Source organism: Mycolicibacterium komossense, assembly GCF_025822605.1.
Classification (GTDB): domain Bacteria; phylum Actinomycetota; class Actinomycetes; order Mycobacteriales; family Mycobacteriaceae; genus Mycobacterium; species Mycobacterium komossense.
In genome coordinates this window covers 68,693-85,862 of record NZ_JACKTY010000020.1, presented here as the reverse complement: position 1 = coordinate 85,862, position 17,170 = coordinate 68,693, and the positions used below count along the sequence as shown (strand labels likewise).

The 17,170-nt window shown below is 65.9% G+C and carries 18 protein-coding genes; 6 read left to right on the top strand and 12 right to left on the bottom strand.

From position 1 onward, the window contains the following. The first annotated feature begins 50 nt into the window (after window positions 1-50). Window positions 51-488 (top strand): SRPBCC family protein, encoded by a 438-nt coding sequence (locus H7J73_RS07900; protein ID WP_264066775.1) that lies wholly within the window; start codon window positions 51-53, stop codon window positions 486-488. 89 nt (window positions 489-577) lie between these two features. Here the strand turns inward: H7J73_RS07900 and H7J73_RS07895 are convergent, their stop codons facing one another. After that, window positions 578-1,354 carry an Rv3717 family N-acetylmuramoyl-L-alanine amidase gene (locus tag H7J73_RS07895; RefSeq protein WP_264066774.1) on the bottom strand — a complete coding sequence of 259 codons (777 nt, stop codon included), beginning with the start codon at window positions 1,352-1,354 and terminating at the stop codon, window positions 578-580. 98 nt (window positions 1,355-1,452) lie between these two features. Between H7J73_RS07895 and H7J73_RS07890 the strand changes: the two genes are divergently transcribed. Both H7J73_RS07890 and recR read left to right on the top strand, forming a co-directional pair. Next, window positions 1,453-1,785, top strand: coding sequence for a YbaB/EbfC family nucleoid-associated protein (locus H7J73_RS07890; RefSeq protein WP_264066773.1), 333 nt, complete (start codon window positions 1,453-1,455; stop codon window positions 1,783-1,785). Window position 1,786: 1 nt separating this feature from the next. Then, entirely contained in the window at window positions 1,787-2,398 is a 612-nt protein-coding gene (gene recR, locus H7J73_RS07885) for a recombination mediator RecR (protein ID WP_264066771.1), read from the top strand. A gap of 13 nt (window positions 2,399-2,411) precedes the next feature. On the opposite strand, the gene H7J73_RS07880 is transcribed toward recR, so the two are convergent. Both H7J73_RS07880 and H7J73_RS07875 read right to left on the bottom strand, forming a co-directional pair. Then, complete coding sequence (locus tag H7J73_RS07880; protein WP_264066769.1) at window positions 2,412-3,128, bottom strand: type 1 glutamine amidotransferase; 717 nt, start codon at window positions 3,126-3,128, stop codon at window positions 2,412-2,414. Further along, window positions 3,121-4,362, bottom strand: coding sequence for a Mur ligase family protein (locus H7J73_RS07875; RefSeq protein ID WP_264066768.1), 1,242 nt, complete (start codon window positions 4,360-4,362; stop codon window positions 3,121-3,123). Before H7J73_RS07875 ends, H7J73_RS07880 begins: the two co-directional genes overlap by 8 nt. A gap of 89 nt (window positions 4,363-4,451) precedes the next feature. On the opposite strand from H7J73_RS07875, the gene H7J73_RS07870 reads away from it, so the two are divergent. Further along, entirely contained in the window at window positions 4,452-5,441 is a 990-nt protein-coding gene (locus tag H7J73_RS07870) for a DEDDh family exonuclease (protein WP_264066767.1), read from the top strand. Between the two features lie 12 nt (window positions 5,442-5,453). On the opposite strand, the gene H7J73_RS07865 is transcribed toward H7J73_RS07870, so the two are convergent. Together H7J73_RS07865 and leuA are read right to left on the bottom strand one after the other, a co-directional pair. Next, window positions 5,454-5,837 (bottom strand): SHOCT domain-containing protein, encoded by a 384-nt coding sequence (locus H7J73_RS07865; protein ID WP_264066766.1) that lies wholly within the window; start codon window positions 5,835-5,837, stop codon window positions 5,454-5,456. Window positions 5,838-6,084: 247 nt separating this feature from the next. Beyond that, on the bottom strand, window positions 6,085-7,905 hold the full coding sequence (leuA, locus tag H7J73_RS07860; RefSeq protein ID WP_264066765.1) for a 2-isopropylmalate synthase: 1,821 nt from the start codon (window positions 7,903-7,905) through the stop codon (window positions 6,085-6,087). Window positions 7,906-8,097: 192 nt separating this feature from the next. Here leuA and H7J73_RS07855 point away from each other — a divergent pair, with 192 nt between their 5' ends. Then, window positions 8,098-9,132: a hypothetical protein gene (locus H7J73_RS07855; protein ID WP_264066764.1), complete on the top strand. Its 1,035-nt coding sequence runs from the start codon at window positions 8,098-8,100 to the stop codon at window positions 9,130-9,132. Here H7J73_RS07855 and H7J73_RS07850 read toward each other — a convergent pair. The 7 genes from H7J73_RS07850 to H7J73_RS07820 form a co-directional block, all read right to left on the bottom strand. After that, complete coding sequence (locus tag H7J73_RS07850; RefSeq protein WP_264066763.1) at window positions 9,129-9,770, bottom strand: type II toxin-antitoxin system RelB family anti-toxin; 642 nt, start codon at window positions 9,768-9,770, stop codon at window positions 9,129-9,131. The genes H7J73_RS07855 and H7J73_RS07850 overlap by 4 nt on opposite strands. A 17-nt stretch (window positions 9,771-9,787) precedes the next feature. Then, window positions 9,788-10,984, bottom strand: a complete 1,197-nt coding sequence (locus tag H7J73_RS07845) for an NAD(P)/FAD-dependent oxidoreductase (RefSeq protein WP_264066762.1) — start codon at window positions 10,982-10,984, stop codon at window positions 9,788-9,790. Then, window positions 10,981-12,321, bottom strand: a complete 1,341-nt coding sequence (locus H7J73_RS07840) for an FMN-binding glutamate synthase family protein (RefSeq protein WP_264066761.1) — start codon at window positions 12,319-12,321, stop codon at window positions 10,981-10,983. Before H7J73_RS07840 ends, H7J73_RS07845 begins: the two co-directional genes overlap by 4 nt. Next, the gene (locus tag H7J73_RS07835) at window positions 12,321-13,004 is read right to left on the bottom strand and encodes a GltB/FmdC/FwdC-like GXGXG domain-containing protein (protein ID WP_264066760.1); all 684 of its coding nucleotides are present in this window, start codon (window positions 13,002-13,004) and stop codon (window positions 12,321-12,323) included. Before H7J73_RS07835 ends, H7J73_RS07840 begins: the two co-directional genes overlap by 1 nt. Beyond that, window positions 12,992-13,888 carry a class II glutamine amidotransferase domain-containing protein gene (locus tag H7J73_RS07830; protein WP_264066759.1) on the bottom strand — a complete coding sequence of 299 codons (897 nt, stop codon included), beginning with the start codon at window positions 13,886-13,888 and terminating at the stop codon, window positions 12,992-12,994. Before H7J73_RS07830 ends, H7J73_RS07835 begins: the two co-directional genes overlap by 13 nt. Next, window positions 13,888-15,204: a type III glutamate--ammonia ligase gene (glnT, locus tag H7J73_RS07825; protein WP_264066758.1), complete on the bottom strand. Its 1,317-nt coding sequence runs from the start codon at window positions 15,202-15,204 to the stop codon at window positions 13,888-13,890. Before glnT ends, H7J73_RS07830 begins: the two co-directional genes overlap by 1 nt. Window positions 15,205-15,321: 117 nt before the next feature. Further along, window positions 15,322-16,584: an ammonium transporter gene (locus H7J73_RS07820; protein WP_264066757.1), complete on the bottom strand. Its 1,263-nt coding sequence runs from the start codon at window positions 16,582-16,584 to the stop codon at window positions 15,322-15,324. 150 nt (window positions 16,585-16,734) lie between these two features. Here H7J73_RS07820 and H7J73_RS07815 point away from each other — a divergent pair, with 150 nt between their 5' ends. Next, window positions 16,735-17,163: a hypothetical protein gene (locus tag H7J73_RS07815; RefSeq protein ID WP_264066756.1), complete on the top strand. Its 429-nt coding sequence runs from the start codon at window positions 16,735-16,737 to the stop codon at window positions 17,161-17,163. Window positions 17,164-17,170: the final 7 nt, after the last annotated feature.

Sequence of the window (17,170 nt, the reverse complement as noted above, 5' to 3'; positions counted from 1 at the left end):
TCACACTGCGGCGTCATGTCGCGGTCACCGCAAACAAGGAGTTCTTCCTGATGGGACAGGTCAGCGCGTCCAGCACGGTTCTGATCAACGCCGAGCCCGACACGGTGTTCGCCGCTGTGGCCGACTACAACGAGGTCCGCCCCAAGATCCTGTCGCCGCAGTACAGCGAGTACAAGGTGCTGCAGGGCGGGGTCGGGGCCGGGACGGTCGCGACGTGGAAACTGCAGGCGACCAAGTCTCGGTCGCGCACCGTGCAGGCGTCGGTTGACGTCGCCGGCCACACCGTCATCGAGAAGGACGCAAATTCGTCGATGGTGACCAACTGGACCGTCGCGCCCGCCGGCCCCGGTGCCAGCGTCACCGTCAAGACGTCGTGGAAAGGCGCGGGCGGCATCGGGGGCTTCTTCGAGAAGACCTTCGCCCCGCTCGGTCTGAAGAAGATCCAGGCCGAGGTGCTGGAAAACCTGAAGAAACAGGTCGAAGGCTAGATTTCGGCGTTGAGATGGAGCCGAGTGCCAGGAAGTGTGAGCAACTCGCAGCCGGCTCTATCTCGATGACGGCTAGATCTCGATGACGGCTAGGCAGTCCGCGCCGGCTGTGTCGCCAGGAAACCAGCGATGCCCTTGACCACCGCATCGGCGTATTTCTGCTGGCCTTCGGGGGTCTTCATCAGTGCCGAGTCGGCCGGGTTCTTCATATTGCCCATCTCCACCAGGATCGACGGATACTGCGCCAGATTCAGCCCGGTCAGATCCGCGCGCCCGTAGAGCCCGTTGGAGCCGATGTAGTTGGCCGCCGGGATGCCGGAGGCTACTAGCTGATCCCGCATGATCTGTGCGAACCGCACCGACGGGCCGGCCTGGGCGTTGTTCAGCGGCGGGTCGGAATAGTTGACGTGGAAGCCACGGCCGGTCGCCGGGCCGCCGTCGGCGTGGATGCTGACGATCGCATTGGGTTGCAGCGCGTTGGCCATGGCGGCGCGCTGGTCGACGCACGGGCCGAGACCGGTGTCGTCGCCGCGGGACATCGCCGTCCGCACGCCCAGCGCGGTCAGTTCCTGCCGGATGCGCAGGACGGTGTCCCAGTTGAAGGTGTGCTCGGGGAACCCGTCGTCGGTGGTGGTGCCGCTGGTCTGGCAGTCTTTGGTGCCGCCGCGTCCGGTCGTCACCTGGTTGCCGATGGAGCTGTCGTTGGCGCCGTTGTGGCCGGGGTCGAGGAACACGATCATGCCCGCGATATTCGCCGGGGCACCGTATGCGGTGGGGCTGATCACCGGGGAGAATGCGGTCGAAGCCGCGATCAGGACGCCGACGACGATCTGCGCGCCGACACGAAGCCAGGCTGGTACGTGCACGGCGCCACCGTAGCCCGGCCGCGTCTAGGCTTGAAGGACTGAACGCGTGAAAACACCGATGCGCAACCAAGTCGAGACCAATACGCAAGGGGACTGTCATGCAACCCGGTCAACCGGACATGTCGGCGCTGCTGGCCCAGGCTCAGCAGATGCAGCAGCAGCTGATGGAGGCCCAGGAAAAACTCGCCAACACCGAGGTGCACGGACAGGCCGGCGGCGGTCTGGTGCAGGTGACGGTGAAGGGCAGCGGCGAGGTGGTGGCCGTGAACATCGACCCGAAGGTCATCGACCCCGACGATGCCGAGACACTGCAGGACCTCATCGTCGGCGCCCTGGCCGACGCTGCGAAGCAGGTGACCATCCTGGCGCAGACGCGGCTCGGACCGCTGGCCGGCGGGATGGGCGACGCTCTGGGAATTCCGGGGCTTTAGCGTGTTTGAAGGTCCGGTCCAGGACCTGATCGACGAACTGGGCAAATTGCCGGGCATCGGTCCAAAGAGCGCACAGCGCATCGCCTTCCATCTGCTGTCGGTGGAGCCGCCGGATATTGACCGGCTGACCGCGGTGCTGGGCCGCGTGCGCGACGGGGTCACCTTCTGCGCGGTGTGCGGCAATGTCTCCGACGACCAGCGCTGCCGGATCTGCAACGACCCGCGCCGCGACGGCACGCAGGTGTGTGTGGTCGAGGAGCCCAAGGATGTCCAGGCCGTCGAGCGCACCCGCGAATTCCGTGGCCGCTACCACGTTCTCGGCGGCGCACTTGACCCGTTGTCGGGTATCGGTCCCGAGCAACTGCGAATCCGCGAGCTGCTCAACCGAATCGGTGAACGTGTCGACGGCGTGGACATCGCCGAAGTCATCATCGCCACCGACCCGAATACCGAAGGGGAAGCCACCGCGACCTATCTGGTCCGGATGCTGCGCGATATCCCCGGCCTCACCGTCACCAGGATCGCCTCGGGTCTGCCGATGGGCGGTGACCTGGAGTTCGCCGACGAGCTGACACTCGGCCGCGCCCTGTCCGGCCGCCGCCAGATGGTCTAGGGAACCGCGCGGCCTAGACCCGGCGGGGAGCGGCCAGGCGTTCGCGGCGCAACTGGTCGACCTCGGTCAGCGGCAGGGGCGCCAGATCGCCGACCACCCGCGACAGCAGCAGATCGGCCAGCTCCGGGTTGCGGGCCAGACACGGCCCGTGCAGGTAGGTGGCGACGACGCTGCCCTGCACCGCGCCGTCGTACCCGTCGCCCAGACGGTTGCCCGCGCCCTTGGTCACAGCTGCCAGCGGACGGGCCGCGGAGCCCAGAACTGTTCCGCCGCGGTGGTTTTCGAACCCGGTCAGTGGTTCCTTCAGGCCGTCGATCAGTGGTGTGGAAGCCACTTCGCCGATGGTGCGCGACGCCTGCGGTGAGGTCGTGACGTCGAGCATTCCGACGCCCTCGACCCGCTCACCGGCCGAGGTTTCATACCAGTGCCCGAGCACCTGGATCGCCGCGCAGATCGCCAGCACGGGGGCGCCGCGCTCTGCGGCCTCCTGCAGCCCCGGATAGCGCAGCAGGTGTTTGGTCGCCAGGCGCTGCGCGTAGTCCTCGGCGCCCCCCAATGTGTAGAGATCCAACGATGACGGCACCGGATCGGCCAGCGTGATCTCGACAATCTCGGCGGCAAAACCGCGCAGCCGCAACCGCTGTCGCAGCACGACCGCGTTACCGCCGTCGCCGTAGGTGCCCATCACATCGGGCAGCACCAGCCCGATCCGGATCTGCGAGTCAGCCACGACGTTCCACGATCCTGTTCAACGCCAAGAAAGCGGTGTAGTTGGCGACGACCTCGACGTGACCGGGCGGGCATGAGGCGATGGCGGCCACCGTGTCGTGTACCAGGGTGTGCTCGACACCGGCGTAGCCCAGCCGGACGCCCAGGTCGGTCCCGCGCTCACCGGCGGCCACCACTGGTGTCTTGTGAAAGTGCACCCCGAACTGCTCGAAGCGCACATCCCACAGCCAGGACAGGTCTTCGCCGTCGGGAACCTGGCCGTTGACGGCGATCACCACGCCGGCGGCGTGCTTGTCGACCATCGACAGCGCTTCCTGCCAGCCGGCCGGGTTCTTGGCCAACAGCATGCGCACGGTGTGCGCGCCGAGCCGGACCGTGCGGTAGCGACCGGCCACCTCGTCGACCAGCGACACCGCGGCCACGGCCTCTGCCGGCGAAGCGCCGAGAGCGACGGCCGCGGCGACGGCCTGAGCGGCGTTACCCCGGTTCACCTTCCCCGGCAGGGACAGCTGCATCGGCAGCGTCAGCCCGTCGGGCCCGTAGAGGTTGTCGTCGTCGAAGCGCCACTGCGGGCTGGGCCGCTTGAAGTCGGTGCCCGTCGAATACCAGTGGTCGCCCTCGCGGACGATGATCTCGCCACTGCGCGGGCAGCTCACGGAGTCCGCGGCCCAGCCGCCGCCCGCGGCCACCCACACCACGTGCGGACTGTCGTAGGCGGCCGACGTCATCAGCACATCGTCACAGTTGGCGATGACGACGGTGCGCGAGTGTCGGGCCAGGCCGGCCCGCAGGGTCCGTTCGATGTGGTTGATCTCACCGACGCGGTCCAGCTGATCGCGCGAGAGATTGAGCAGGACGATGGCGCTGGGGTCGATCGCATCCGCCACATGCGGCACATGCATCTCGTCGACCTCCAGGACAGCGAGTTCGGCGTTGCGCGCCGCAGCCAGCGCGGCGATCAGGCCGGCGTCCATGTTCGCGCCCTCGGCATTGGTCGCGACGGGTCCCGTGGTCGCCAGCGCGGCCGCGGTCATCCTGGTGGTGGTGGACTTGCCGTTTGTGCCGGTCACGACGACGGCGCGGCGGTCCTCGCCGAGCTGCCGGAGGATCGATCTGTCCAGTGTCATCGCCACGAGGCCACCGATCATCGCGCCCGCGCCGCGTCCGGTCACCCGCGAAGCCCAGCGCGCACCTGCGCCGGCGGCGAGTGCAAGACGTCCCCGGGCGGTGATCACGCTCGCAGTTTAGTGGGACCCTCCCGACACGATCGTGCACAGCGCAGTGAAGGTCCGGGATTGTCAGCGCTCCGTGCCATCCTGAGTTTGTGAGCCATCTCTGGGGCCGGCCTTCCGCGGAGCCGGGCGACGGCTGGGCGGTGATCGACCTCGAGACGTCAGGTTTCCACCCCGGTACTGCACGCGCCATCAGCCTGGCCGTGCTGGCGCTGGACGAAGACGGGCGCATCGAGCAGTCCGTCGTCAGTCTGCTCAATCCCGGTGTCGACCCCGGACCCACGCACGTGCACGGTTTGACGTCGGAGATGCTCGAAGATCAGCCCACCTTCGACGAGATCGCGCCCGACCTCCTGGCGCTGCTGAAGGGCCGCACCCTGGTTGCCCACAACGTGGGCTTCGATTATTCGTTCCTGGCCGCCGAAGCTGAACTGGCCGGTGTCGAACTACCCGTCGACAACGTGATGTGCACGGTCGAACTCAGCCGACGGCTCGAGCTCGGATTGGACAACTTGCGGTTGGAGACCCTTGCCAGGCATTGGGGCGTCGACCAGGCGCGGCCCCATGATGCTTTCGACGACGCGCTGGTGTTGTCCCGAGTCCTGCTTCCGACGTTGCAACGCGCGGCTGTGCACGACATCTGGCTGCCGGTCCGGCCAGTCACCCGTCGCCGCTGGCCGAACGGCCGGGTCACGCATGACGAACTGCGCCCGCTGAAGATGCTGGCATCCCGGATGCCGTGCCCGTATCAGAATCCCGGCCGCTATGTCCGTGGGCGACCACTGGTCCAGGGCATGCGCGTCGCCCTGTCTGCAGAGTGCCGCCGCACCCATGAGGAACTTGTCGAACGCATCCTGCACGCCGGCCTGGCTTACTGCGACACCGTCGACCCCGAAACCTCGCTGGTGATCTGCAATGAGGCCGCACCCGAGCAGGGCAAGGGATATCTGGCCCGTGAGCTCGGGGTGCCGGTGGTGCCCGACACCGAATTCATGGACAACGTGCACGGTGTCGTCGGTGGCACCGGTATCGAGCAATTCACCGATGCCACCGTCGACGGTGACCAGTTCGCGCTTTTTTGATTGTCCGAATAATTAGGCCAGTGCTTTGGCTTTCAGGCCATCGAACTCAGCCTGGGTGATCGTGCCCGCGTCGAGCAATTCCTTCGCGTGGGCGATCTCCTCGGCGGGAGAGCGACCTGCCGCCTGCTTGATGTAGTCGTCGGTCTGCTTCTTCGCCGACTGCGCCGCAGCTCGCGCCCGATCGGCCATCCCGTTACCGCGGGCGATCAGGTAGACGATCGCGGTCAGGTACGGGAACACGATCAGGAAGATCACCCAGATGGCTTTGATCCAGCCGGATGTCTTGTGATCACGCCAGAACAGGTCCGTCAAAATGTTGAACAGGATTATCAGGTACGCGATGAACGCGAAGATGACAATCGTCGACCACAGAAAATGCCAGAACGTATCCCACACTTCGGCTACTCCTTAACCGTTGAGCTGACGTCTTAACCGTTGAGCTGACGTCGGACAGTTTCTGACGCCGCCGAAAGTTTAGTCCCGAACCGGGACAGCCATGACAAACGTAGTAATGACAAACGCAGTAATGGAGACGAACTGGTCGCTTTCATCGCCGCACCGGTGAATAGATCACGGGACAAAGCGAGCTGGTGCCACCCAACTCTGTTCGACGCGGCCCCTGTCCGACGCGCCGGCCGCTCGGCTAGCGCGACGCGCGGTTCACCGCCGACACCACAGCCCGCAGCGACGCCGTGGTGATCGACGTCGCGATCCCCACTCCCCAGACGGTCTTGCCGCCGACCGACGCCTCGACATAAGCCGCAGCCTGGGCTTCCTCGCCGGAAGACATCGCGTGTTCGGAGTAATCCAGCACGCTGACGTGGAACCCGACGGTGGCCAACGCATCGACGAAGGCGGCCAACGGACCGTTGCCCTCGCCGGTGATTTCGCGCTCCTCGCCGTCGACCTTGACCACCGCGGCGATCTTGTCGGTGCCGCCGTCGATCTCGGCTGCGTCGACGCGCTGCCGCATCCGCTCCAGAGGGCGGATCGGCGCCAGGTACTCCTCGGCGAATGCGTCCCACATCTCCTTGGGCGACACCTCGCCGCCCTCACCATCGGTGATCCTCTGGATGGCCTGACTGAACTCGATCTGCAGGCGCCGCGGCAGGGACAGGCCGTGGTCGGCCTTCATGATGTAGGCGACGCCGCCCTTGCCGGACTGCGAATTCACCCGGATCACGGCCTCGTAGGTGCGCCCGACGTCCTTGGGGTCGATCGGCAGATACGGCACCTGCCACAGGATGTCATCGACATCCGAATCCTCTTCGTCGGCAGCGACTTTCATTGCGTCCAGGCCCTTGTTGATGGCGTCCTGGTGGCTGCCGGAGAATGCCGTGTACACCAGATCGCCGCCGTAGGGATGACGCTCGGGCACCGGCAGCTGATTGCAGTACTCCACGGTGCGGCGGATCTCGTCGATATTCGAGAAGTCGATCTGCGGGTCCACGCCGCGGGAGAACAGGTTCAGCCCCAGCGTGACCAGGCAGACGTTCCCGGTCCGCTCGCCGTTGCCGAACAGACAGCCCTCGATCCGGTCAGCGCCGGCTTGATAGCCCAATTCAGCTGCGGCTACGGCAGTTCCACGGTCGTTGTGTGGATGCAGCGACAGGATGATCGAGTCCCGGCGAGCCAGGTTCCGGCTCATCCACTCGATCGAATCGGCGTACACGTTGGGGGTGGCCATCTCGACGGTCGCGGGCAGGTTGAAGATGATCGGGTTCTCGGGGGTCGGCTTGATGATGTCGGCGACGGCGTCACACACCTGCTTTGCGTATTCCAGCTCGGTGCCGGTGTAGGACTCCGGTGAGTACTCGAAACGCCACTGGGTACCAGGGTGTTTGGCGGCTTCGTCGACGCACATCTGCGCGCCGTCGGTGGCGATCTTCTGCACGGCGGCACGGTCGGCCCGGAAGACCACTCGGCGCTGCAGGATTGATGTGGAGTTGTAGAAGTGCACGATCGCCTTGGGCGCGCCCGCGCAGGCCTCGAAGGTTCGGGAGATCAGCTCGGGGCGGCATTGGGTCAGCACCTGGATGGTCACATCGTCGGGAATCGCGCCCTGTTCGATGATCTCGCGAACGAAGTCATAGTCGGTCTGCGAGGCCGACGGGAAACCGACTTCGATCTCCTTGTAGCCCATCCGGACCAACAGGTCGAACATCCGGCGCTTACGGGCCGGGCTCATCGGGTCGATCAGTGCCTGGTTGCCGTCGCGCAGGTCGACCGCGCACCACATCGGCGCGGTGTCGATGACGCGATCCGGCCAGGTCCGGTCGGGCACCCGGATGGGCTCGACCTCGCCCGCGAAGGGCCGGTACCGGTGGACGGGCATGGACGATGCGCGCTGGGTGTTCCATGCGGGTTGGCCGGGGTTGGGGGCACCGGCAGGGGTGCTGATGGTGCGCACCGACGAGTAGGCGTCAGCGGATTCAGAATTGGTGGAATCAGAGAAGGTGGTCATGGTGGTTGCTCCGGAAGGTCGAGGGGGGACACTCAGACCGGCGGATCGTCAAACACCCGCGACGGGAAGCCGGTCTGGATCAGACCCCGTCGCGGCGTCCGAGGAGGAGCACCCGCTGCACACGAAGGACTGTACTCGCCCGCGCGGGTTCGCCAAAACCCGGGCGGGCGCGGCCTGTGCCAAACTGTGCCGGTGAAGCGCATGGTCGCTGGTCTCGGGGCCGCCACCCTCGTTTTCACCGGTTGCGGCCACTACGTCGACGGCGCTGCGCGATCCGGCCCGCCGGCCGCTGATCCGGCCTTCTTCTTCGCGGGCGACGTGTCCGTCTACGGCCAGACGGTCGGCGCCAACGACAAGACCCTCTTGAGGTATCTGCGCGCGATCCGGCGGATCGACGTCTGCGGCCTGACCGATCGCCAATCGCTGGCCAAGATCGGCGAAATCAGTTCTCTGGGAACGCTTTACGCACTCGACGAGTGTGATGTCGAAATCAAGATGCCCGGTGCGGCCGCCGGCAGATATGTCAGTGTGGAGGTGACGATGGACCGGGTCACGGCGCCCCCGGTGTTTCGCGCCGGCCCCACCCCGATCTACGAGACCGCCAAGGATTCGTGCGAGTACCTGATTCCGCTGGACCTCTCGGAACTGCCCGGTGCGGAGCCGTTACACAAACCGGACCAGCCGTACCTGCGGATCGGCTCGCTGGGCGCATCGGACTGTGGCCTGACCAAGAAGGTCGGGGCCGCGGTCGCCGAGCGGGTCGCGGAAGGGCGACTGCCGGCTCGAGACGGTGCCGCCGTCTATCCCGCACCGCTGGCCGAACGCGACCCGTGCGAGGTGCTGCCGCTACTCGGGGTGGAGGTCGACGACTGGGACGTCAGCCGGACCCTGCCCTACCAGTGCGAATTCGGTATCTGGCGAGCCGGTTACGCCGATGTGCTCTCGGTGCGGGTGGCGCTGGAGCCGAAGATCGTCGACATCGCCACCGAAGGAAGGCAGCACCAGGTCCGCGACGGCGCCGACATCTATCTGGACGCGACGTTCTGTTCGGCCGTGTCGTTCGTGGGGCCGCCGATGCAACGCCGGTTGGCCGGCGGGGATTTCGTCGATGTCCCCAACACCGTGGTGCGCCCGGCGGTGGTCGTCGACAGCGGTGAGGCCGGGTGCGCCGGCGACGACAAACTGGTGGTCGGTATCGCGGCGGCGGCGGCGAAGTTGTTCGGCTAGATGTGTGAGTCGGGAAAAGCGATCACCGACAGGAACCGGATGGGCACAGCCACCAGATCCACCGGCCCGTGGGCACCTTCACCGTCGATCTGCAACGAATCGCCGGGATGCAGCCGATACACCGACCGGCTGTGGCTGTAATCCATGACGCCCTCGACCATGTAGATGAACTCCGTACCCGGGTGCTGGAACATCGGATAGGTCTTGCTTTTCGCCGACAGCGTCACCATCAGGCATTCCAGCCGTTTGTGTTCTCCACGTAGCGAGCCGAGGAGTTCGTACTCGTGGCCCTCGCGGGTTCCGTTGCGGACGATGTGTGCGCCCGTGCCGGCTTTGACGAACGCGGCCGGCCGCTCGACTTCCGCGCCGCGGAACAGGCTGGTGACCGGTACGTCGAAACCCTTGGCCAGCAGCGCCAGCGTGGATAGGCTGCACGAGGTCTGGGCGTTCTCGATCTTCGACATCATCGCCTTGGAAATGCCGACGCGGGTGGCCATCTCCGCGACGGACAGCCCCTGCTGCTGACGCAACGAGCGCACGTTGCGGCCGATCGCCGCTTCGAACTCGAGTTCACCGACGTCCTGCTGCGGGTCGCGCTCACGTGCCGTCCCGGACTGGTTACGCAGGAGGTCGGTCACCTGATCAGCCTAAACGCCTAGCGCATCTCCCCGGCCCCGACATACGGGTAGGGCGTCTTGAGTAGATCGCCCTCGGCGAACCGGGATAGCCGGAAGTCGGTCTCGGGAATGCGGGGGTCGTTGCTGTGGCCGTCGATGACCAGATCGGCGATCAGGCGCCCGACCGCGGGCGAGATCTTGAAACCATGCCCGGAGAATCCGGCGGCGACGACCAGGCCCGCCAGATCGGTACGGGAGATCACCGGGTTCCAGTCGGGGGTGATGTCATAACAGCCGGCGTAACTGCTGCTGATCGCCGCATTGGTCAACCCGGGGAACCGGGTCCCGACCTTGTCGATGGTGAGATCGACGAAGGCCTCGTCGGCGCGGTTGAGGTAGTTGTCCGGGTCGACGACCTCGATGTCGGCCAGGTCGCTGTTGCCGAACAGCAAGTCCTTGCCTTCCGGACGGACGTATTGCAGCGACACCAGATCGGAGAAGACGGGGAGCCCGCTGGTATCGGCGCCGGGGGAGACCATGACGATCTGTTCCCGGTGCACCCGGATCGGGACGTCGAGGCCGTGATCGGGCCGATACGGCTCGAGAAAGGCCCGGGTCCAGGCGCCGGTGGCCACGACGACGGTGCCTGCCGACACCTCGGTTCCGTCGGTCAACCGGACGCCGGTGACGCGGTCCCCGGCGATGATCAGACCGGCCACTGCTGCGCCCTGCCGGATGCGCGCTCCGGCGGCACGGGCCGCGACGGCGAATGCCTGTGCAGTTTGGTACGCGTCGCCGTATCCGCCGCGGGCTTCCCAGCCGAAGGCGGCGAACGGGGATAGGTCCGCGTACGGCCAGAGCCGGGTCACTTCGTCGGCGTCGATCTCCTCAGTCTGCACACCGACGGCGCGCTGGGCCTCCAGGCTCTTGCGCATCGACTCGACGTTCTGCTCCCCCACACCGACGACATAGCCGCTCTGGTGGAAGCCGATATCACTACCGAACAGTTCCCGGGCGTTCTCGAACACCTCAAGGCCGGCGGCAGCCATCGCCGCCAGCGAACTGACTCCGTAATGGCAGCGGACAATACCGCTGGATTTCCCCGTCATCCCGGAACCGACGGTATTGCGTTCCAGCACAAGTACATCGACGACACCACGCTGGCTCAGTGCCCATGCCGCGGCGGCACCCTCCAGCCCGCCGCCGACGATGACGACTTCGGCGGTTTCCGTCACGAGCCCAGTCCCGGAATCCAGGACGTGCCTGCCAGTGGTACGCGTGCCATCGCGGCCGCCTCGATGGTCACGGCGACAAGGTCCTCGGGCTCGAGATGCAACAAATGGGCCTTACCGCAGGCCCTGGCGATGGTCTGTGCCTCCATCGTCAGTACCCGTAGGTAGTTGGCCAGTCGCCGGCCTCCTTCGATCGGGTCGAATCGGGCGGCCAGTTCTGGATCCTGGGTGCTGATACCCGCGGGATCTCTGCCGTCCTGGAAATCGTCGTAGAAACCCGCTGCGCTGCCGATCTTTTCGTACTCGGCAGCGTAGCGCGGGTGGTTGTCGCCGAGGGCGATCAGCGCCGCTGTGCCGATCGCGACGGCGTCGGCGCCCAGGGCCATCGCCTTGGCCACATCGGCTCCGGTGCGGATTCCGCCCGACACGATGAGCTGTACTGCGCGGCGTCCAGGAGCTGCGCGGTGCACACCGAGTTCCTGCAACGCCTGCACGGCCTGCGGCACGGCGGCCAGGGTGGGGATGCCGACGTGCTCGATGAACACGTCCTGGGTGGCGGCGGTGCCGCCCTGCATGCCGTCGACGACGACGACATCCGCACCGGCCGCCACCGCCAGCTTGACGTCGTAATACGTTCTGGTGGCACCGACTTTGACGTAGATCGGTTTTTCCCAGTCGGTGATCTCGCGTAGCTCGTTGATCTTGATGGTCAGGTCGTCAGGGCCGGTCCAGTCGGGGTGCCGGCAGGCCGATCGCTGGTCGATGCCCTGGGGCAGGGTGCGCATCCCCGCCACCCGCTCGGAGATCTTCTGTCCGAGCAGCATGCCGCCGCCACCGGGTTTGGCGCCTTGGCCGAGCACCACCTCGATAGCGTCCGCCTTCCGCAGATCATCGGGATTCATCCCGTAGCGCGACGGAAGATACTGGTAAACCAGGTTTTTGCTCTGGCCGCGCTCCTCGACGGTCATCCCGCCGTCGCCGGTGGTCGTCGACGTTCCCACCTCGCTGGCGCCGCGACCGAGCGCTTCCTTGGCTGGTCCTGAGAGCGCGCCGAAGGACATCCCGGCGATCGTCACCGGAATGGCGAGGTGCAGTGGCGCTGTGGCGGAGCGGTTACCGAGCACCACATCGGTGCCGCACTTCTCCCGGTAGCCCTCCAACGGATAACGGGACATCGACGCGCCCAGGAACAGCAGGTCGTCGAAATGCGGAAGTGGCCTCTTCGCGCCCCAGCCGCGGATGTCGTAGATGCCGGTATCGGCGGCCCGCTGGATCGCGGCGATCGTGGCGCGGTCGAAGGTGGCGGACTCTCTGAGTCCCCTGGAAGCGTAATCAGTCATCAGTAGGCACTCGCGTTGTCGACGTGGAAGTGGTACAGGGTGCGCCCTGAGCCGTAACGGGTATACGCCGCTGGGTCGTCATCATCGAAACCCGCTGCCTTGAGCAGGCTTTCGAGTTCCTGGTAATGCTCGGGCCGCATCTCCTTGGCGACGCAGTCAGCGCCCAGTGACGCAACAGCACCGCGGACATAGAGGTGCGCCTCGTAGATCGAGTCGCCGAGTGCTTCACCGGCGTCACCACGGACCACCAGTCGACCGGCCTGGGCCATGAACGCGCTCATGTGCCCGATGTTGCCGCCGACGACGATATCGATACCTTTCATCGAAATGCCGCACCGCGCAGCGGCATTGCCTTCGATGACCAGCAGTCCGCCCCCTCCGGTGGCACCGGCGGACTGGGAGGCGTTGCCCTTGACCCAGACCGTACCGCTCATCATGTTCTCGGCCACCCCGGTCCCGGCATTGCCGTCGATGGTGATCTCGGCCTGCTGATTCATCCCGGCTGCGTAGTAGCCGACGTGACCGGCCACGGTCACCGCGACCGGTGCGTCCAGGCCGACGGCTACGTTGTGGGCGCCGGCGGGATGCTCGATGACGAAGTGGCCGGACAACCCCGGCGCGTGCAGAGCCTGGTTGACCTTGCGCAGTGGCGTCGTCGCCAAGTCCATCACTATCGGGTCCATGCGTACACCACCTCCGGTTCGGGTTCCCAGATGGCGGCGTCCTCGACGCCGGGAAGCCCTGCCAGCGCACGGTATTCACTGGCCATGGCCACCCAGTCTGGGGTCTCGGCGATCACAGCCGGCTTGCAGGCGATGGCGTCGCGTACCACCGCGAAGGAGTCGTGGTTGGACACCAGCAAGGTGTAGAAGCCGTCGAAGGTGGCACACAGTTCCTTCAACGCCGTCTCCACGTCGCGCCCGGCGGCCAGCTGCTGCGCCACGAAGCGGGCACCGACCTCGGTGTCGTTCTCGCTGTCGAACCGCACTCCGGCCGCGATGAGGTCCCGCCGGATCGTGGCGTGATTGGCGAATGAGCCGTTGTGGACCAGACACTGGTCGGGCCCGACGGCGAACGGATGGCAGCCTGATGCGGTGACGGCAGATTCGGTGGCCATCCGGGTATGACCGACGCCCTGCCAGCCCCGCGCGCTGGCGAGATCCCATGAGTCGCTGAGCCGGGCCGGGTGTCCGACGCCTTTGAGGACGGCCAGGTCGGTACCGAAGCCGGCCACCAGGGCATCGGGATAGACAACCCTGGCTGCGGCCAGCAGCACCTCGGAATCGACGTCCGCGGACAGCAGGGAGGTGATGTCCACCGCGGTTACCGTTACCGCACAAGATAATTCGGATCCTACCGCAGCGGCGATGTCCGCGGGGGCAGCGTCGACGTCGACCAGGGAGACACAGCCGCGCCCCACCGGCGACCAGCTCGGGTCGCCGTACACGGCGACTCCGGTGGAGTCCGAGCCGCGATCGCCCATTTCGCACAGCATCCCGGATAGCAGTTCACCCAGGCGCGGATGCAGTTCGGGGTTGCGCAGATGCAAACCGACAATCCCGCACATCAGAAGGCCGTCAGATACTGGTCGAGCTCCCACGGACCGACCGTGGAGTGGTAGGCGAAGAACTCCTCGCGCTTGAGCGTCGCGAAATATTCGGCGATCCCATCGCCGGCCGCGTCAAGCACTCCGGAGATCACCGGGTCGGCGGTCAGTTCGTCGGCGGCGTGCAGAAGGGTGGGCGGCAAGGTCGGACTTCCTTCGATGATCGAGCCGATCCCTCCCGGGTCCAGCGAACGTTTGATGCCGTCGATCCCCGCGCCGAGTGCCGCGGCGATGGCCAGGTACGGATTTGCCGACCCGTCCCCGCCGCGTAACTCGATTCGCTGGTCGTCGGGCACCCGGATGTAGTGGGTGCGGTCGTTACCGCCGTATGTTGGATTTCTGGGCGCCCAGGAGGCGCCCGAGGCCGTCGTCAACGCGCCGGTTCGCTTGTAGGAGTTGACTGTTGGTGCAACGACCGCTTGCAGCGCGCAGGCGTGATCCAGGATGCCGCCGATGAACGCATACGCCGTCGGTGAGAGTCCGAGACCCTTCTCGTCGGAGCTGTCCGGGAAGGCCGGTGTCCCGCTGCGGGTCAGCGACAGATGCAGGTGCAGGCCGCTGCCGGTTCGGTCGGCGAATGGTTTCGGCATGAAGGTGGCGATCATGCCCCGCTCTGCGGCGATCATCGATAGCAGGTAGCGCAGTGTGATTACCCGGTCGGCGGTGGTCAGTGCGTCGGCGAACTGGAAGTTCTGTTCGAACTGGCCGTTGCCGTCTTCGTGATCGTTGGCGTAATTCGACCAGCCGAGTGAGTTCATCGCGGTCGAGATCGCGGTCAGGTGGTCGTACATCCGCGTGACGCCGCGGGCGTCGTAACAGGGCTGGGCCGCAGTGTCGGCGGTATCGGCAGTGGCCAGGCTGCCATCGGCGTTACGGGTCAGCAGGAAGTATTCGACCTCGGCACCCACCCAGGGCTCGAAGCCGGCGTCGGCGGTGCGCTGGACGAGTGATTTGAGGATGATCCGTGGTGCGTACGGCCATGGTTTGCCTTCGACGTGTGGATCGCAGTGCACGATCGCCAGGCCGTCCTTGATGAACGGAATAGGGGTGAACGACGCCGTGTCCGGCAGCGCCATCAGATCGGGATCCTTGGGCTCCTGGCCCATCGCACCGACGGCGTAGCCGGCGAATCCGACTCCCTCCGTGGCTAATTGATCCACTGCTTGGACCGGGACCAGCTTGGCGCACGGTTTGCCGCGGAGGTCGACGAACAACGCCAGGATGAACGTGGTTCCCGATTCCTGCGCAAGCGCGGCGAGTTCGGTGCTGTCGGTCATCATCGTCCTTGTCTCTTGTTGGGAATCAAAGTATCACTAGAAGAAACACCGCGCGAGCTGAAAATCCCGGTCGCCGAACGCATGCGTCGACGACCGGGACGTCAGATGGTTGAGCGCTCAGGCGTATTCGAGCTCGTACGCCGCATCGCGGTGGGCGAGACTGTCGATGCCCTTCTCCTCTTCCTCCGCCGAGATGCGAATGCCCATCGTCTTCTTGATGGCGAAGGCGATGGCGAAGGACACCACGACGCTGTAGACCAGAACCGCGCCCGCTGCCACCGCCTGTCGCCATAGCTGGTCGAATCCGCCGCCGTAGAACACGCCGCTGACCGCGCTCGGCATTCCGTCGCTGGCGAAGAAGCCGATCAGAAGCGTGCCGATGACACCGCCGACGAGGTGGACGCCGACCACGTCGAGAGAGTCGTCGTAGCCGAACTTCTCTTTCAGCCCCACGGCGTAGATGCAGATGGCGCCCGCGATCGCGCCGACCGCGATGGCGCCGAGAGGGGTGACCGCACCGCAGGCGGGGGTGATGGCGACCAGACCGGTCACTGCGCCCGAGGCTGCGCCGACGCCGGTGACGTGACCGTCCTTGAACTTCTCCACGGCCAGCCAGGCCAGCGTCGCCGCGCAGGTCGCCACGAACGTCGTCACCATGACGATCGAGGCCGAGTTGCCTGCGGCCAGCGCCGAGCCGCCGTTGAAGGCATACCAACCGGCCCACAGCAGACCCGCGCCGAGCAGGGTCAGTGGAACGTTGTGCGGTTTGCGGAGCTGCCCGAACATCGCGGACTTGCCGAGCACGATCGCGACGGCCAGCGCGGCGGCACCGGCGTTGATGTGCACCGCAGTGCCACCGGCGAAGTCGACCGCATGCAGCTTGTTGGCGATCCAGCCGCCGACCGAGTTTTCGGTGACCACGCCGTCGAAGGCGAACACCCAGTGTGCCACCGGAAAGTAGACCAGTACGGCCCAGACGGTGGCGAACACCATCCAGGCGGCGAATTTCATCCGGTCTGCCGCGGCTCCGGAAATCAGCGCGACGGTGATGGCCGCGAACAACGCCTGAAACAGGGCAAACAGGCTGACTGGCAGGCCGGAGACGGTGGTCTGGGACTGCAGCAGGTCCTTCATGCCGTCGAACTCGGTGAAGCTGCCGACGAAGCCGCCGTAGGTGGTGCCGAAAACCATCGAGAAGCCGAACAGGACCCAGAGGACACCGACGATGGCGACCGCGCCGAACGTCATCATCATCATGTTGGTCGAGCTCTTGACCGAGACCATGCCGCCGTAGAACAGCGCGAGCCCGGGAATCATCAGCGTCAGGCCGATGATGCAACACAGCATGAATGCCGTGGTGCCAGTGTCAACTGGATCCATGTGCGTACTTCTCCTGGAGTGATGCGGCCGCCCCTCGGCCGTTCACCCTTAGTGACCGATGTTTCTGTTACGTAGACAGGCGTCCAGTGTTGCGGCCACGTAAAAGTCCACAGGGAATCCACAGCGGATTTGTTCTTTACAGTGGGCCCGGTGAGGAATCTCGATCGGCGCTGGTTGGTAGCCATCGTCATCGCCGTGGTTGCCGTCGGCGTGCTGGCGTATCAGCTCTTTTTCAACAGACCGCCCGAAGACTGCAAGGCGGTCAAGGACCTGCTGGATTTCAACAACTCGCAGGGCCAGATCATCGCGAAGAAGACCGGTGACGGCGCCCTGCCGCTGGCCGACTACCAGCTGTGGGCCGACGGTATGACCCAACGCGCCGAGCAGGTCACGTCGGCCGACTTGTCACCGCACGCCATTCGGCTGGCCGAGCTCGCGACGCAGTTCGTCACGAAACTGCCGCAGGTACAGAATCCCGCGCCGGGGCAGAAGGCCCCGCCGGCCGCCTACGAGATGGCGGCCCTCAACGACCAGATCACCAGTGAGACCAAAACGCTCACGGACAAGTGCTCGGGCTAGGTGTACT

Coding starts and splice junctions, on each gene's coding strand:
- H7J73_RS07900 (WP_264066775.1), top strand. CDS start 51: ATGGGACAGGTCAGCGCGTCCAGCACGGTTCTGATCAACGCCGAGCCC.
- H7J73_RS07890 (WP_264066773.1), top strand. CDS start 1,453: ATGCAACCCGGTCAACCGGACATGTCGGCGCTGCTGGCCCAGGCTCAG.
- leuA (WP_264066765.1), bottom strand. CDS start 7,905: ATGACCACCTTCTCTGATTCCACCAATTCTGAATCCGCTGACGCCTAC.
- H7J73_RS07840 (WP_264066761.1), bottom strand. CDS start 12,321: ATGACTGATTACGCTTCCAGGGGACTCAGAGAGTCCGCCACCTTCGAC.
- H7J73_RS07835 (WP_264066760.1), bottom strand. CDS start 13,004: ATGGACCCGATAGTGATGGACTTGGCGACGACGCCACTGCGCAAGGTC.
- H7J73_RS07830 (WP_264066759.1), bottom strand. CDS start 13,888: ATGTGCGGGATTGTCGGTTTGCATCTGCGCAACCCCGAACTGCATCCG.
- glnT (WP_264066758.1), bottom strand. CDS start 15,204: ATGACCGACAGCACCGAACTCGCCGCGCTTGCGCAGGAATCGGGAACC.
- H7J73_RS07820 (WP_264066757.1), bottom strand. CDS start 16,584: ATGGATCCAGTTGACACTGGCACCACGGCATTCATGCTGTGTTGCATC.